At 37.1% G+C, this 17221-nt stretch carries 15 protein-coding genes; 4 read left to right on the top strand and 11 right to left on the bottom strand.

What is annotated here, in order from left to right:
• Positions 1–30 precede the first annotated feature (30 nt).
• The gene (locus tag ACFFIX_RS12570) at positions 31–216 is read left to right on the top strand and encodes a hypothetical protein (protein ID WP_378934398.1); all 186 of its coding nucleotides are present in this window, start codon (positions 31–33) and stop codon (positions 214–216) included.
• A gap of 75 nt (positions 217–291) precedes the next feature.
• Here ACFFIX_RS12570 and ACFFIX_RS12575 read toward each other — a convergent pair whose 3' ends face one another.
• The 9 genes from ACFFIX_RS12575 to ACFFIX_RS12615 form a co-directional block, all read right to left on the bottom strand.
• Positions 292–1071, bottom strand: a complete 780-nt coding sequence (locus ACFFIX_RS12575) for a transposase (protein WP_378934400.1) — start codon at positions 1069–1071, stop codon at positions 292–294.
• Between the two features lie 1032 nt (positions 1072–2103).
• Positions 2104–3666, bottom strand: a complete 1563-nt coding sequence (locus ACFFIX_RS12580; protein ID WP_378934402.1) for a CehA/McbA family metallohydrolase — start codon at positions 3664–3666, stop codon at positions 2104–2106.
• Positions 3667–3687: 21 nt separating this feature from the next.
• On the bottom strand, positions 3688–4968 hold the full coding sequence (locus ACFFIX_RS12585; protein ID WP_378934404.1) for a hypothetical protein: 1281 nt from the start codon (positions 4966–4968) through the stop codon (positions 3688–3690).
• Positions 4969–4988: 20 nt separating this feature from the next.
• Positions 4989–5861, bottom strand: a complete 873-nt coding sequence (locus ACFFIX_RS12590; protein ID WP_378934406.1) for an ABC transporter permease — start codon at positions 5859–5861, stop codon at positions 4989–4991.
• Complete coding sequence (locus ACFFIX_RS12595) at positions 5858–7018, bottom strand: extracellular solute-binding protein (RefSeq protein WP_378934408.1); 1161 nt, start codon at positions 7016–7018, stop codon at positions 5858–5860. The genes ACFFIX_RS12590 and ACFFIX_RS12595 overlap by 4 nt, the downstream gene beginning before the upstream one ends.
• On the bottom strand, positions 7005–8126 hold the full coding sequence (locus tag ACFFIX_RS12600) for an ABC transporter ATP-binding protein (protein ID WP_378934410.1): 1122 nt from the start codon (positions 8124–8126) through the stop codon (positions 7005–7007). The genes ACFFIX_RS12595 and ACFFIX_RS12600 overlap by 14 nt, the downstream gene beginning before the upstream one ends.
• 13 nt (positions 8127–8139) lie before the next feature.
• Positions 8140–8961, bottom strand: a complete 822-nt coding sequence (locus ACFFIX_RS12605) for an ABC transporter permease (protein ID WP_378934412.1) — start codon at positions 8959–8961, stop codon at positions 8140–8142.
• Between the two features lie 287 nt (positions 8962–9248).
• Positions 9249–9962, bottom strand: coding sequence for a GntR family transcriptional regulator (locus tag ACFFIX_RS12610; RefSeq protein ID WP_378934414.1), 714 nt, complete (start codon positions 9960–9962; stop codon positions 9249–9251).
• Between the two features lie 1278 nt (positions 9963–11240).
• Positions 11241–12746 carry a bifunctional metallophosphatase/5'-nucleotidase gene (locus tag ACFFIX_RS12615; protein ID WP_378934416.1) on the bottom strand — a complete coding sequence of 502 codons (1506 nt, stop codon included), beginning with the start codon at positions 12744–12746 and terminating at the stop codon, positions 11241–11243.
• Between the two features lie 494 nt (positions 12747–13240).
• On the opposite strand from ACFFIX_RS12615, the gene ACFFIX_RS12620 reads away from it, so the two are divergent.
• The gene (locus tag ACFFIX_RS12620; protein WP_378934418.1) at positions 13241–13600 is read left to right on the top strand and encodes a helix-turn-helix domain-containing protein; all 360 of its coding nucleotides are present in this window, start codon (positions 13241–13243) and stop codon (positions 13598–13600) included.
• Positions 13601–13878: 278 nt separating this feature from the next.
• Here the strand turns inward: ACFFIX_RS12620 and ACFFIX_RS12625 are convergent, their stop codons facing one another.
• Positions 13879–14028 (bottom strand): hypothetical protein, encoded by a 150-nt coding sequence (locus tag ACFFIX_RS12625; RefSeq protein WP_378934420.1) that lies wholly within the window; start codon positions 14026–14028, stop codon positions 13879–13881.
• A gap of 211 nt (positions 14029–14239) precedes the next feature.
• Here ACFFIX_RS12625 and ACFFIX_RS12630 point away from each other — a divergent pair, with 211 nt between their 5' ends.
• Both ACFFIX_RS12630 and ACFFIX_RS12635 read left to right on the top strand, forming a co-directional pair.
• Positions 14240–14554: a transposase gene (locus tag ACFFIX_RS12630; RefSeq protein ID WP_378934422.1), complete on the top strand. Its 315-nt coding sequence runs from the start codon at positions 14240–14242 to the stop codon at positions 14552–14554.
• A complete protein-coding gene (locus ACFFIX_RS12635; RefSeq protein ID WP_378934565.1) occupies positions 14485–15420 on the top strand; it encodes an IS3 family transposase in 936 nt (311 codons plus the stop codon). Before ACFFIX_RS12630 ends, ACFFIX_RS12635 begins: the two co-directional genes overlap by 70 nt.
• Before the next feature lie 986 nt (positions 15421–16406).
• On the opposite strand, the gene ACFFIX_RS12640 is transcribed toward ACFFIX_RS12635, so the two are convergent.
• Positions 16407–17114 (bottom strand): SH3 domain-containing protein, encoded by a 708-nt coding sequence (locus ACFFIX_RS12640; protein ID WP_378934424.1) that lies wholly within the window; start codon positions 17112–17114, stop codon positions 16407–16409.
• Positions 17115–17221: the final 107 nt, after the last annotated feature.

Below are 17221 nucleotides of genomic sequence, written 5' to 3' on the forward strand. Positions count from 1 at the left end.
AACAATTAAGAGGAAAGGTGGTCGTCGTTCGTGAACCGAGATTTAACATTACAACAAATCGCCGAAGGAATTTCAAAGTCTGTATTAAATGCGTCTGATAAAGACTTGGAAGGCTTCCAAAATATCATTGATGAAACAATTAAATTAAGAGAAGGACACAGAAATTTACAAAAAATGATTCAAAGCTATTCTACTTCTGTGATTCAGCGTTCTTAAATTTCGTAATCCGTTGGGAAGCACAGGGACGGTTCTCTGCTTCTCAACCTTGCCCAGAAGAAAAAACTTCCTATACTATGCTTTAAAAATAAGGTTAGGTGAGACGCCCAAAATCCTTGCAGCTTGGCGTTGTGATAATCCTTTGATTCTTTTTACTTTTCGCAACACTTCACTTCTTTTTAGCTTAGAAAAACTCTTTACTTGCGCGATCTCAAACTCACCAAGTATCTTCTTGATTTCCTTCCTTGCCTCTTCATCTGATAATCTTTTTCTTTCATTATATCTATCATCTAGACATGTATCATTATTATTTCTTTCGTTAAATTCTTTAAATTTTTCTCTGGCAATAGCTATATCATCGGAAAACATTCCCATAATAAAGTTATAATCGAGCATATTTATTGGATGATTAATTTTACCGTAATATCCAAGACAGCTACTCCATCTCCATTCATGAGCCCTCTTTGTTATTCCTGCTTTTACTGGATTTTGGTGGATATACCTTATAACCGTTAGTAAATACTTAACAGTTTCAACATTTTCACTTTTGAATCGATCCTGAAATAGGTGTCCAGTTGTACTGTATTTCCAGTTATAGTACGAGACAAAACTCACACCTATACGCTTCATTGTAATCGAAATATCTTCATTGCCTTCCCTTAAAAGTAGATGTACATGATTACTCATCAAGCACCAAGCATAAACTCTCATCTCTGATTTTATTTTGTATTTTTCAATCGTATCAAGAAAATTTATGCTATCTTCATCATCGTGAAATATTTCCTGTCTATTAGCACCTCTCAACATTACGTGGTATATTCTACTCTTACTTTTGATCCTAGCCTTCCGAGGCATCTCTATCACCACTATTCTGATTTTGATTACTCATAAAAATAAATACGATAAGGATCAAAACTCCGTGACTTATATTTTCTTAAGAACTCATCATTGATAACTAGATGGTGGGAATTACTTTGGATTTTCAAATAAGGGGAGTGCTTTCCTAGTAGTGGGGGATTCAAGGATTCGTTACGATAATTGTTACAAGGGGCAAAACGGACGTTCCAATTCTTTCATACTATCTTTTATTTGGGATTTAGTTATTTATATTGAAGGATGAATGTAATTAATTAGCGAAGCGTAGGAAAGAGCTTATTTGGTTGATTAAGTTTCGAATTAGTTCGAGTATAGGGCTATAGAACAATGGCTGTAAAAAAAGAGACAATAGTTTAGGGGGATTTTCATGAAGGCCTAGGATGACTATAAAGGTAGGATAGAAGTCACCTTTGTTAGGAAAAAGAAACTCCCAAATGACAATTCCAGCTAGCAAATCTATCATATACTATCTTTTAAAAGTTTTCATCACATTTTCAAAAAATCAATTTTAAAAATAGTGGACCCACTATCTAGTATAGATACTCCCAACCATTAGGTGAGGAAGCAAGAGAACCGTCCCTATGCTTCCTAAATATAATGTAAAACTAAGGAAGCCTGCCGCCAAGTATTACGAAAAATCACCAACAAAATTAAAAAGCAAAGTAAAGAAATCAACTTAGTGAAAATCCATATGCTGTGACGAATATAAAACCTTTAGAAGGATCCAATCATGATAATTTTTGAATTCAGATTGGATCTCTCCGCTTATTGTATCGAATACACAATGATAGACTAATTATTCTTGTTTTAGACATCGGTCCTCTTGGAGCTATTTACAAATGATGATGTAAACCACGATTACATAGAACGAGATAGAAATTAGACATGCAATCAAAAAGAAGTAATGATCTATCCTAAGGATAGATCATTACTTCTTTTTTGCTTGTGAGAGACATTGAGGAAGCAAGAGAACCGTCCCTATGCTTCCTTGAGGAAGCAAGAGAACCGTCCCTATGCTTCCAGGAAGTAAACCGGATTCGTAAACGCAATCAGTTCAATTTCTTCCTCATCCACTGAAGCATATAGTTCCGCTCGAATCCATCGAATGCCTTCCGTTTCACACTCATTCATTAGGCTTAAGTTACCCGGAGAGCCATGTGCGAGTTCACCCTTGTTTGAAAATAAAAGCAAGCGAAAGCTGCCCTTATTGATCCGCTCATTACTTGCCCATTGTTCTGAATGAACTTGTGCACACAGACGCTCTGTCTTATTATCGATAACTTCCCCAATCGTATAAACATCTTCTCCTTGTTGAATCGTAAGTTCAAGTGGCTTCCCATAGGATAGACTGACTTTACCAGAACGAATTGATGATAGAAAGGAAGATCTGAAGGCGTCCTTTTCCTCAGCAAGTGTTTTAGGCATCCGCACATATGATATGGCTGGTAAAGGATTAATCTGCTCATTATGATGCCAATCCCTTCCTGCAGTTGCCGTCAGCTTGTAACCTTTATTCAACAAATCCGTCCAAAATTGGAAAGCGCGTTTATTGTAGGCTTTGGATCCTGGTCTAACAGAATTCCACACCTCAATGAAATCGAAGGAATTCATGGTTTCGATAGGAAACTCCCAGTGGCAGCCTGTCCCAATTGGATTTCCTATGCGAAAGGGATGAGCGATCCCTGCTAGGGCGCCATGCTTGCGAATTTCACTGATTCCAGCTTCAATATTCAGAGGGCCAATGACTCTCCAGTCTGTATAGGTTGGGGTTTTATAGCCTATCGTCAGCATATGACCATAAAAAGTTGTCCATTCCAGCCCATACAGTATCTGGATGCCAGTGGCTTCTTTTGCTTTTTCAATATCTTGAAGTGGGCTGATTGTATTATGATCTGAAATTACAATGGTCGTGAGCCCCATATCCTTTGCGACAGTTGCCATTTCGAGAACAGACTGTTTTCCATCGCTGTGAAAGGTATGCGTGTGAAGTTCGGACGGCAGCCAGTACATTGATTTTTTTTCACTTGAGTGACTTGAAATCATCAGTTTGTTCTCGGTTACGTATTGTGTCAATGGCTTACTTTGCCAAGGAAGATTTAACACATTGTTATCATTTGAAGGTTGCATTTTTCGATAGATACATAGATTGATATGACAGTGCTCCGTCACCAGTGCGTGTATGCTAACAGTAACGGACCAAAGACCCGTTGGATTTTTCTTATTTAGGTATCCCGGAGTTGAATTGTTCTCACTAACAATCACATGCTGACTAGGGGAATGATAATGTCTTGCCCCTCTAAATCCGTCATCATCATCGATTGACAGTGTCAGCATATTACGGACAGGTTCATTATCCATCGTTGGCAGATCGGATTCATAATAGTTGAACGCTTCTTCAATGATTCTCGTATTCTTAATTGAATCCATTTGATGTGGTGGATCGAAGGAAAAATCTACATAAATTTGTTCTGTATTTTCCGGAACAAAAAAAGTATGTTTTAGATGCGATTGTGTACTCTTTTTGGAGATCGTAGATTGAATTTCGAATAATATTTGTTCATCTTCTTCTCTCATCGTGTTGTTTTCGCACCTTCCTTATTTTTCTCTTCGCCAAATAACCTTTTCCGATTCAACCTGGTTCAATTGCTGATTGAATTCAGCTTTAATATATTGCTGCAGCTCACTTTTTTCAGTGTATGCGAGCACCTTTAGATTTCTAACAGTAGCTTTGGGAAGTTTTTCATTAATTAGAACGACCTTGATTTCTTCTATATCCTGAATGAAGTTGACCTCAGGCAGCCGAATAGCTGTTGCAAAGTGATGATAGGGGCCAGTATAAGCAGCTGAAAACGAACCAATTTTTTTATCATGCAGGGAACTAGAATGCCACTCATCTTCTCCTTTAAGCCTGTAAAGAATATCTACAGTTGGTTGACCAAGCACAACGTCCCAGACTGACGATTGAATATAAATATATTGGGTTACATCCTGAATCGAATTATAAGGGAGCATTGAAGTTTTTAGCTGTCTCTCAGCTTCCCATCGCATGACTTGATTAATATAAGGGAACTTTTCCATGACAACCTCACGAGCTTCATGTTCTAATTTCCACTCATAACTTGGGATAAAGGAAAAGCTATAATCACTCGTGATTTCATCAGTGAAATTACCATTGCAAGTTGCCGTTTGGAGGAAAATTTGTTCCTCGCCTTTCAATAAGTTCTTGTATCGCTTTACTTTATGCTCCGGACCTTGATAATCGACATGATCGATCTCATCCCTATCATTCAGATAGACTCTTGCCATATATTCAATATCTAGTAAACGCCCCCATTTAGACATCAATAGAACTGCAGGGGTACCTTCATCCTCATGGCTAAACACCATGTGGTATTCAATAACTTTTCCATGGTCCCATTCATCAAAAAAATAAATCATTTCTAAAGGAATGTCGGTGAACAGGTTATCGTATCTACTGTAAACAGAACGGCCAAAAAGTGTTGGAGCATAATGAACAGCCAGGGATTCTTGATCGGATAATTCCAATTTTTCTATCGTAAGACTCTCGATCTCCGCATATGCCTGATTGTTACGAGGTGAGTCGCAAATCCATTCAAAATCATATGTCCCTTGTTTCATCTTTCCTAAGAGGCGTTTATATATGAAAGACTCCCTACCATAAAATAGAACCATATCCTGATGGTGCTTCTTGTCCACAGATATCCTGATCATGAGAGATTCATTGTTTTCTTCCTGCCAAGAAGTAGATGCAGATGCTTTTAGACAAATCGCATAATATCCTTCTTCCTTAATGTTGATCGTTGTTTTTCCACTTTCCAAATGTCTGAGTTTTAGAGAATTGAGCACCGAATCCAAAGAATCAACTCCTTTTGGTTTTAAAACATATCCTTCTTGGACTTCTTCATATTATTGTGAATATATACATAGCCGACAATGGAACAAAGGAAAAACATGAACACTGCTAAGGCACTTGATTGACCGATTTCATTGTATACAGAAAAGTGTTGTTGCATGGAAACACCAAGCATTTGCGGTGCATTTCTATCAATTAAAAATGGTGCGGTAAAACTACCGATAAGACCCATAAATAAAAAGGTAACAGCAACAAGCATCGTTTTATAAGAAAGAGGTAAAATGAAATGAATAAACAATCTTATTTTCGATGTACCTGCATCCTTGGCACTTTCGATGACAGAGTTAGGTATTCCCTGCAAAGCAGATAGCAAGAGCATTGTAGTAAACGGGATATTAAACCAAATATTGATCATGATCAAACCATTCATATCATAGATAATAGAAGGCATATTATTTTCACCAATAATTCTTGCAACCCATCCATTATCTCTGTAAAAATTGATAAATCCATAAATTGCAATAACACCAGGGATAAATAATGGAATAAAATACAGTTTATTAATGATTTTCGAGAAAACACTTTGGCTAAAATTCAAATAAATCGCTAGTGTATAACTGATACCTAAAATTAGGACGCAGGAGATAATCGTAACAACCAACGTGTGACGAATGTTTTGTAAAATTAAAGGTTCTGTGAAAATATAGACATAATTCTCTAACGAAAAAGCGTCCGCTTCATTTTGAAAGCTTTCCATCACAGCTAGAATAACGGGATAGATGACCAAAACAAGCAACGTTAGAAAAGAGGGCATTACAAGCCCTATTCCTAACAACGCTGATTTTGTTTTTTTATTTAAAACATATCCCTCAGTTAAGGTGATAGCCTTACTCATTGTGTGGCGACCTCTTTTTGCCATACTTTCGTAAGCTCACCTGATAGATCTCCACCATTAAAGATGCGGTATCCATCGCTAACTGATTCGAATTTTTTCTGGTCTTCCTCTGATAAAAGCTCCCACTTAATTCCTGGATATCCATACATTTTCTCAATAACAAGTTCTTGAACTTCTTGCGTAAGTACGTAATTTAAAAAGGTTTCTGAAGCTTCTTTTCGAGCTTCATTACCATTGTCAACAGCCATTAAATAAGCTGGTCCACCCGTAAATGCTGGTTGGATTTGTTTGAGCTGTGTTGTTTCTGGTAATAATTTTGCATTCATCTGCTCTAATGCCATATCAGACCATGCCGGAATCATATCAACCTCACCGTTTGCAAGCAGGTCGAGTGCTCCTTGATTTTTCTTAGGATAAATACCTTCTTTATAAAGGTTTGGTGCCATCTCCTTAAGAATTTGAATGCCTTCATCCCATTCTTCCATTATGCTCTCATCTTGACTATTCATGGCATCTTCATCAAGCTGGTTATATACAGTTGTTAATACAAATGAGCTACCTGCTCCTCCTGTACTTGGATCGTTATAAGCAAAGCGACCTGGATTTTCCTTAATCCATGCATTTAATTCTTCAGCAGTATTAGGAACATCCTTCACTTTCTCAGAATTGTAGGCTAGTACAACAGATGACGCACGATAAGGGACAGCTAGGTTTTGTGTACCTGCCATATTTGCTTCTTGAACATTTTCTAGATTCTCTATCGTATCGTCAGTAAGATCGTAGAAAAGTCCGCCTTCATCCTCGCTTCGCAAAATATCTGCTAGACCTCCTTCATAAATGTCAACATCCGAATCTTTATTTGCTTTTTTTGCAGCAGTGATTCGATCAATGGTTGCTTGTCCTCCTGTTCCAGATGGGACAAAGACAAATTCTACATCAATATTTTCATGTGATTCTTCAAATTTAGGGATAACGGATTCCCAAAAGAACTCCACATTTTGTGACCCTGAACTATAAAGTGATATTTTCGTTACATTATCATCTTCGGATTCAGATGTGGTATTCGTTTCATTTGCACCACATGCAGCAAGTGAAAAGGCACTGATCGCTAACATAGCTCCTGCGACTACTTTTTTTAATGAATTAGACTTTTGCATATTGTTCATTCTCCTCTTTTATTGGATTTTGGACTTTAGGTAATTCATTATTTTGTATTTCCTCAGGGAATGCTTGTATAGTTGCAAAAGCAATACGGATTTTATCGAGCACTTTAAACTGACTCATATCATTGCGATCAACAAACATTTTCAGCTTTGCATAATCTGTAGACAAACTCACCTCAGCATAATGTCCAAGCATCATGACCTTTTCAATTGTTGCTTCCAGACCATCTTCTGTCCCATTTACAATGACGATGTCTTCTGGTCTAACAGCTACTGTTACTTCTCCGATATACTGATTTAGATTCGGATAAGCAAGAGAACCAATACTAATTTTTTGACCTTCTGCAAAACCCTTCAGAAAATTCATTTTGCCTATGAATTGAGCAACAAACATGGAAGAAGGAAAATTGTAAATGTTCTGAGGCGAATCAATTTGTTCAATATTCCCTTTATTCATCACCACAATTCGATCTGAGATGGATAGTGCCTCTTCCTGGTCATGTGTAACAAAAAGCATTGTTAATTGCTGCTTCGCTTGGATTTCCCTTAATTCTTCTCGTAATTCATGTCTCAGCTTTGCATCAAGGGCTGAGAAAGGTTCATCTAATAAGAGGACCTTTGGTTCAAGGAGTAGGGCCCGTGCTAATGCAATTCTTTGCTGTTGGCCACCCGATAGCTCAGTTGGGTATTTTTTCTCGTAACCCTGGAGCTGAACTAAAGTTAGCGCCCAATTAACTTTTTCAATGATGTGAGCCTTCTTTAATTTCTTTAGTTTCATACTGAAGGCTAAATTTTCAAATACGGTCATATGAGGCCACAGATTATAGCTTTGAAATACCATGGCACTGGGTCTCTTTTCAGGAGGTAGATGTTTCACTTCATTTCCATCGATTTGAATGGATCCTTCATTTGGATCGATAAACCCGCCAACACTTCTGAGTACGGTCGATTTACCACATCCAGATGGTCCGAGTAATGTCACAAGCTCACCATTTCTGATGTCTAATGAAAAACGTTTAACACCCTCACCTGTTGAATAAATTTTGCTTAAGTCCCGAATTGATAATTGAATCGACAATTGATACCCTTCCTTTCTGCCCATTTGAGTCTGTCCTTTACTTCAATCGCATTCCGTTTGCAAATGAATCTGCGCCAACAAATTTTCTTGCAGCAAAGAGAAGGATAATGGTTGGCAATGTCAAAATAACGGAGAACACCGCACCTGCTGTACTTGGGTAATCTGCAATAATGGAATACATGATGACTGGCATTGTTTGGTAATCTGGAATTCCAACTAACAAGGTTCCTTGAGCTTCATCTAGTGAAGATAAGAAAGTAAAAACAGATGCTACGATGATTCCAGGCTTCGCCATTGGCAAGGTAATATGCCAGAAAACCTTAAATGGAGATGCTCCCACGTCACGAGCAGATTCCTCTTGAGATCGATGAATATTCTCAAATGCTGCAGAAGGAATCCAAGTCATTAACATGAGTGTATTGATTAGATGTATCAAAATGATCCCGATGAATGTATTCATTAAGCCATACTGATAAAACAACACAGCGATTGCTACATATAGTCCCATTTTCGGAAAAGCATTTGTTAACAAAAAGGAAAATAGAAAAAATCGTCTAAATGGAAAACTGATCCGTGCAAATGCATAGGCTGCAGGAATACAAATAATCAAAGAAATCAAGGTTACAAGTGTAGCAATTAAAAAGGATAACCACATTGATTTAAGGATCGATTCATCCTCCAGAACGAATTTCCACCATTCCATTGACCATGATGTCGGTAAAACATCTGGATATTGCCACTCTCCAGAAAAGGCAAGCAATAGCAAGTTAAGTAAAGGTCCAAAAAAGAACAATAGGAAAATTGCTAATACAATAAACTCAAAAATCTTTCTCTTACCTAGCGTTTTAAAATACCACAATTTCACAGCTCCTCTCTTTATGGATGTATAGACATCCGCACTCTCAATTCAGAAGATTAAAAATCTATAAAGGTCTATACTTCTTACCAACTACAATAGCACCCAAATGTTAATGTTCCTTATATTTTTTGTAACTTTCTTGTAAACATTAAACTTATCCTTTCTATTTTTACTCATATCCATCATCAGTTGTCTATACCTCTATGAAAAATAAAAAAACCGATCAGTCACATTAGCATTGATCGGTTTCGTTTGCTATTCATTTTTAAGAGACTTAAATTAACCTTTTATCTTGTTCTGTTTACAGTGAATTTAAAAATATCATTTCGGAAGTAATCGAGAGAATACAAAACCGGCCTATTTTGATAATCATAATGAAGCTGCTTTAGTAATAGAACGGTGGTTTCGGGGTGAATGAGAAGTTTTTGACAATTTCGATCTGTATGCAGTGGGACCACAATTTCTGTTGTTGCCTTTGCAATATCTATTTTACAATCTTCTTTTAAATAGTTGAAAAGTGATCCGATAGAGCCTTTATTTATCATGCTTTCATTTACAAGATTTTGCGGTAATATGTTTTTTGAAAAAACAACTGGCTCATCATTTGCTGTGCGAATTCGCTCGTGTATAATGACCTCTTCATCACCTTGAAGCTGCAGAAGGGTACTCCACTCAGGTAAAGGTTGGGTGATCTTTATTTTTTCACGTTTTTCACCATCTTCAAGGCCAGCATACTTAATCATGGAGGTAACACTCATTAGTTTTTCTAAGCTGCTTGGTGTGTAGGGGAGAGGGTTTACAACGAAAGTGCCTACACCATGTCTAACATACACTTTCCCCTCTTCTTCAAGGAGGCGAATGGCAGATCTTACCGTTTCACGGCTTACCTCGAATTCTGTTGCAAGCACAACCTCAGAAGGAAGGCGATCTCCTGACTTTAATTTTCCTCCTTGAATGTTTTCAGCAATCATCTCTTTTACTCGTATGTAAAGTGGTTTCATACTACCCATCCTTTAAGTTAAATTGATCGTCAACAGATTAATTTTCCAATAGTTTTAAATTTTCTCACACTAGTCGAGCAGTATGTAATCAACCCTCTTTTATATACTTGTTCTTGTATTCTATTTTGATCGTGAGTATTACATTTATTATAGGTAATACACAGTGTTTTTTTCAATGGACAGAACAAAGATTTGAAGTGAATTATGAAGAATCATTACTTCAAACAGATGTGGTCCAACTCCTAAGAACACTTTACACTATATACTTCATGGTCTGATTATTATACACTACGCAGAAAAAGCGACATAGAAATAAGGTTGAATTGTAAGGGTAGAAAGCCTGCTGTTAAGTATTATGAAAAATTACCACCTAAATTAAAAAACAAAGTTAATGTGGTTATTAGTCAGCTTCGTCAAAACCCGTTTGCTATTCAAAATGTAAAGCCTTTAGAGTAATCAGGACTTTCCGAAAGGCAGATTGCGACAAAACATGATATTTCAAGAAATACCGTAAGTAAATATAGTAAACAAACTAAATCTCCCTCAACTGTTCTCAGCAAAAGGTTTATGGAAATAAGATGAGACCAAACGAGTCTTGACGATGATTGACCAGTGCCTAGAAGATGATCTAAAGCTTTGGGGAAAACAACATTACACAGTTGCTAGAATTTATTAAAGATTAGTCACTGAATATACCTTTAAAGGATCGAATCAAATATTCGAAAGATTGTAGCCAAACACCAGAAGAAACTACAAAAAGTATTCATTCCAATTGATTTTCAACTCGGAGTCTCCCTGCTTCTTCGTGAGTATCAGTGGAAAACATAAGGTTACAAGCCGAAAATATGGAGCTTAAGAATCAGAAGGAAGTTATGCCTTTTTAACATACCTGCCTCCCTAAATTGGGTAGTCTGAGCAAGACGAGCAGAAAGTGTTCAATATAATGCAAAACTTGTTCAAAACTACTTGACGTCATTTACATACCTGATTTAAAGGAGTAGACAACCATGAAAAAGGTAACAGGACGGGCAAGAGAACCGTCCCTGTGCTTCCGGACCACTTGTCCTAGGGATTTACTTGATCCAAACAGGAAGGAAATTAGTAGGCTGGATCATTGTAGGGCTTGCTATTCTATTCTTTATTCTGCTTATTATACTTATCGTGATTGGCGGGGCTTTATTGTTTAGTGTTTTTTAATAAATGACAATAAATTGAAAAGACACCAGATTGATTTCTGGTGTCTCTTTTGAGAAGCAGGAGAACCATCCCCATGCTTCACTAAAGCACGGTAATTCTACCTTCCACTTTAACCCCGATAACCTCTAAGAACTTAGCATATTCAATCAATACCTCAGCATCAGTACGCGCATTTTCTTCACCAACAATCGCTTCACTGCCACTAAAATCATATCCATCCCCACCGTTATACATATAATTTGGCATTGCGACGAGATACTCTTTATTCAGCTGAATAGGTTCTTGATTTATTAAGATTTCTGTCACACGTTCTCCAACAGGTTTGGCAGGATCATATGAATAATTCAGTTTGGAAACCTGCAAAAATCTACCAGATAAATTTTCTACATTAGATACTCCATTTTCCAAAGCCGCGCGGATCGTTTCTCCTTTCACTTTGGCTAGCACAACTTTATTCCTGAAGGGGAGGATTGTATAAGCATCCCGAAGAGTAAAGTCTCCTGTATCGACGCTTGAACGGATACCGCCGCCCACCATCAATCCGATATCTGCATTGTAATAGGAACGATAGCTGTCAGCCACGAAATTCCCAATATTTGTTTCCTGATATCTTGATTGATGGTCTTCACCATACAACAGTGGTGTCTCTACTGTGGCAATGGTTTTTCCTAGTTCACTTTCCAATTTATTCTGATAGTGGTCAGCGAATTCTTTCATATCCTCATCTTCCTCCACCGTATGATCTACCTCAATAACTTCTGGCTGAAGTTCAATTTCATTCTTGTGTTTTTGAATATCTAGGCGAATAACGGAACCGATGTTGCCTTCGGGAGCTAGGATAAACTGGTCTCCATGAGGGTAGATAAAGGATTGGCCTTCCGCTTTTTCCTCTGTAAACACAGCGTCAATATCCGGAATTGCATCCAAAAGCATTTTGTCTTTTTCAAGAGACTCCTGGGTTAGCGCAACAATAGCGTCAACTTGTCGCGTTTCTTTCATCTTTTTAACCGCTTTTTCTGCTGAAGAAATCAAATCCTGCTGGATAACTTGCCCATCTTGAGTTGTTGTATACATATCATCTGTTAGGCCGATGACCCCTACTTTAATTCCCTTTAAATTGAAAATCTTGTATGTAGGTACATCAGCGAAAGGGTTTCCTCCTGCATCCGTTAAATTGGAGGATATCCACTGGAAGTCGGAATTAGCTACTAAATCTTTTGTAATTTCTGAACCAAAATCAAAATCATGTTGCCCGAAGTTCGCAAGATCAATATTCATTTTGTTAAAAGCTTCGACGATTGGGTAACCCTGAAAAACACCACCAAAAAGCGTTCCTCCTCCAAGATCGCCTCCGAACGTCACAATTGTCTTTTTATTTTCCTCTCTTACCTTGTTAATTACTGTTTGAAGCCGAGCCACTCCTCCACGATCTCCGTGGGAGTTCACGACAGGACTAATTTCATGGGCATCATTAAAATAAAGGACAGTTACGTTTCTTGAATTCTCTTTTGCACTTACTCCATTCATAACAGTAAAAATACTCACTAGTAAAGTAAAGGTCAACACGACGGAAAAAGTTTGTTTCATTTTCAAATCCTCCTTTTTTCATTCTGTTTCAGTAGGCTACTTATCATTAAGTAAAGTCCAATGATGAAAGATCATTTTAATGTCTATTAAAGTGTACAAGAAGAATGTTAACGGAAGATTAAGATCGTTTAAAGATATATGAAAGATTGTTGTGACATACACGCAAATCTGGTCCTCAACCTATACCAGAGCGTTCCTCCTTTTCCTGATTTGAAACAAAAAAATTCGGGTGACCATGCACGGAAAACCTGAATTCAGCCCTACAATTTATGTGTACAACGGAAGCAAATACCTCGGTAAAGCAACAGTTGATAGTAAAGGCAACTTCAATGGGAAGATTGCAGCTTTAGAGGAAGGATTCTACATGACAAAATATTCAAGTAACTAGCATAGATAACTTTGATTAGGAGAAAAATAGGATATATATAGTACCTTTTATATCATACGTAAAAAAATAGTCACACAAAACCACTTAAATTTCATAGGAGAACCTCATGAAAAAAACCTCTAAAGGTGAAAAGATAAGCGCAGCAATGAAGGGAAGGAAACTGACAGAGGAACATAAAGAAAAGTTGTCTAAAGCTAAGTTGGGCAAGGCTAGAGCGGAATCTACTAAGGAAAAAATTAAAAAAACGCTACTTGGTCAAAAAATAGATACATTAAAACAGGATCATCCATTAATCCTCAAAACTCATAATAGTCGATCACACCTAACAGCAGAAAACGTCAAGGAAATTAGGGATCTTTACACCAACGCTAAAAGTAATTCAATTCGGAAACTAGCAAAGGAATTTAATGTAAGTAGACACACCATTCATTCTATTGTTACCTACAGGACGTGGAATCAGCTATAATTACTTATACCCAATTGTGTATTAAGAGTTATGGTATTGTATGATTCAAAATTATAAGTACTAATTCATTTTCAGATAACCTATGACACATAACCTAAAATAGTTGATTCAGTAATACCCCAACTATTAAAAATGGAAGCAAGAGAACCTTCCCCGTGCTTCCTCCAGTTTACTTTATTTCAAGGTTTATTTCGTGTATAATGTGAATATACTAAAAAGAGAAGTGCGCTAACACTTCTCCCTGCAACCTCTACCGTCAGGGCGATGGTTGTCAAAAATTATTTGAATTTTCGAGAACCACCCTTTTGCTTCCTACGGCGCGGGGTGGTTTTCTTGTTTTCTAATACGTTTTTCCGAAAGAAATATGCACTTACTTCCCGCACAATCCCCTTCAGAACTTCTCGTAGAAATTCAAGAAATGTTTCCATGATTATCACCTCCTTCCATAACGGAAAGAAGAATGACAACCAACCACCCTCACAATATTAAGTTGCATCTCTATTCTATCACGATCTTCCAATCTACTAACCTAACAATCTTCGACAAATTCGGGTGGTGACCAATGGTCGACCCCCTTATAATAGACAAGTAGACCAAAATAATTCGGTGGTATACTTGAATACAGAGGGGGATTTTGTAATGAATAAAAAACCACGTAAACATCAGTTAGATCCCGAAATAAAAATTAAGGCAGCTCAAGAGTATTTAGCTGGTAGTAAAAATTCTACTCAGTTGGGGCAAGAATTAAATGTCGACCCCGATACGATCCTTAATTGGGCAAAAAGACATAAGCTTCATGGGGCTGATGGTTTCTATAAATTAGCTAAAAACCTATCAAAAGATACAGTAAAATTGCAAAAGGAAATAAACGAATTAAAATCAACATTAAAAGCAAAAGATGTGGAGATCGACATCCTAAAAAAGTTCCAGGCCTTTCTCAAAGAGAACGAATAAATAAGAAATACGATGGTATTTCTGCTTTGAGGAAGGAGTATCCCGTGACACTACTATGTCAGATTCTTAATGCATCAAAGAGTGGATATTACGCCTATCTAAAGCGTCCTAAACCAACCTTTTCTTCTAGTGATAAACGATTAATTACCAAAATTAAAAGAGCCTACAAACTACATGAGGGCACTTACGGTGCCAAAAGAATCGCCTCTTATTCAAAGAAGAAAGGCACTCGAGTCAACCACAAGAGAGTCGCTCGGTTGATGAGAGAAATCAATCTCCAAGCTACGGTTCGTCAGCCAGAAATCACTCATACAAGAAAGATTCAATCTGCCGGATATATCTACGAAAATAGGCTACAAAGAGACTTCCAAGCAATGATACCCAATGTGAAATGGGTAACCGAGGTTTCAGTAGAGGGACGTAAGCTCTATGTCTCCGCAATAATGGACCTGTTTAATCGCGAAATCCTCGCTTTAAAAGTCAGTGCTAGTCCAAATGCAGAGTTAATCAAACAAACGCTGCTGGATGCAAAAAAGAATCGTAAACTCTCTTCGTTGAAGGGAATAACGATTCATAGTGATCAAGGTAACGTCTATCGATCGTTTGCCTACTTTCAATGGAGCAAAGAACTTGGGTTTATCCCTAGTATGTCTAGAAAAGCGAACTGTTGGGATAACGCAGTGATAGAGAGCTTTTTCTCCACGCTTAAAGTAGAAATACCTTGCTTTTTCCCTTCAATATCGGTTGAGACACTAGAAAGCGATTTACTAAAGTATATAAGCTATTTTAACGAAAAGCGTAGTCAAAAAAGAGTAGGATATCAATCTCCAAAAGAGGATCTAACATTATATAAAAAAGCAGTTTAAAAATTTCATTGTTTAAGCTTTTTTTAGTGTACTCTTTTTAAACTATTTATATGATTAATATTATCTATTTCACCGAATTTTTTTAGTGTCTATTTTCAGGGGGCTTGACCACAGGCACCCAATACTAATAGGATGTCTACTTTCTTTTCAGGCAAAAACAAATCGCTATTTAGAAGCTTCTAATTTTGTCGATATCTACTCAGAATTTGTAGATATTTCTCGGGAAATTGTTGAAATTTGAAAAATGGTGAATCCGAATAGTCGGAACAAAGGAATTTCTACTTTTGATTTGGTTGCCTTAGATTTAAATAGTCATTAACGCAAATTTACTACTTGAATATCGTAAAGGAGACTCCAGAAAAGGTAATGAAACCTTTTAAATTGAGTGGGATAAAGTGTTATATGTATCGGTATCGCTATCTCTGTTTCATTGGATCATTCTAATCTTTCTTTTCACAAGGTCTTTAGATGTATCGTCTAGGAGCTTGTGCGTATCGCGTAACGCTATAAGCGCTATACCGAACCCTGCTTTTCTAATAAATATAAAGGATTTGAATTTATTTGCAAGTTATATCGCCCAGCGATACGAAACAAAAAATGAGCCGATCATCTCCTTTCTGGAGCAACTCTATATAAGGGTGACTCTTGTTTTTGAATGAGGTTCTCAACCGCCTCACATTTTATCAAACCATGCCTTTTTTGATTGCTTCAAGTCGTGTATTTTGTTTAGATACATATCGCTTAAACAAATATCTATTAATTTCCATTCAACCTTCGTTTGCTTTTGCTAGATCGTCCGATACATTGGTATCGCCGAGCTCTTACAAAGCAGGTACAAATCCTGTTAAATGATGAAATGCTCTTTCATATTTCTGTGTTTCAGCTATGCGAATCAAATATGGTGGCACTATGATTTTATTCAAGTTTTGTGGATTGGCATCCCAATGCTTTTATCGATCATTAAGCAAAAAACCTTAACAGGTACCTTATTTTCGGAATATGGAGAAAAGTCCACCCCATTTTTCTTTAGGTTTTTGTATCACTTCTTCTAAACGTTTATTAAAATCATTTTGTGAACTCCATTCTTTTTTTTGTTCGTCCCGCATATTTTGTATTTCTTTTTGTAAGAGTTCACTTTTTTGTTTTTCTTGTTGCAGCAATGTTTCGTATTGGGTATTTTGTTGTTTAGTTAATTTTTCAATTTTAGCATTAGTTTTTTGCGCTGAATTTCCAATACTAGAACTTATAACATGATGATCTTGCTGGAGTCCGGAAACCTTTGTTTTAAGCTGTGACATATCGTTTGTCAGTTGGACATTCATTTCACGTGTGGCTTCGAGTTCATTGACTAAAAACATTAAGACCTCTTTTAATTGATTGGGGTCGTGGGGTAAACTTTCATATGTATCGGGTATCGCAATCTCTGTTTCATTGGATTCTTCTAATCTTTCTTTTTGTTGATATACAATGTCTTTAGCTGTATCGTCTAGGGGCTTGTCCGTATCGCGTAACGCTATAAGCGCTACGATGTCAGATTGAACAAAGATACGTCGATCGCCATCTTTCAAAAACTCATATCCATTCTTCTCTAAGATTTGTCCATACTTTCGAACAGTGGGAGTTGCAATCCCCACTTCTTCTCCCACTTCCTTGGAAGAGAAAGCTCGTTCATTGGGTTGTATATCACGTCGCATATCGGACCACCTCTTCTATTAAATATGAAGGTTTTTAAATTTATTTGCAAGTTATATCGCCCAGCGATACGAAACTAAAAAAGAGCCAATCAGCCGCCTTCTTGAGG

It is taken from the genome of Metabacillus herbersteinensis (assembly GCF_042433335.1).
Classification (GTDB): Bacteria; Bacillota; Bacilli; order Bacillales; family Bacillaceae; genus Metabacillus; species Metabacillus herbersteinensis.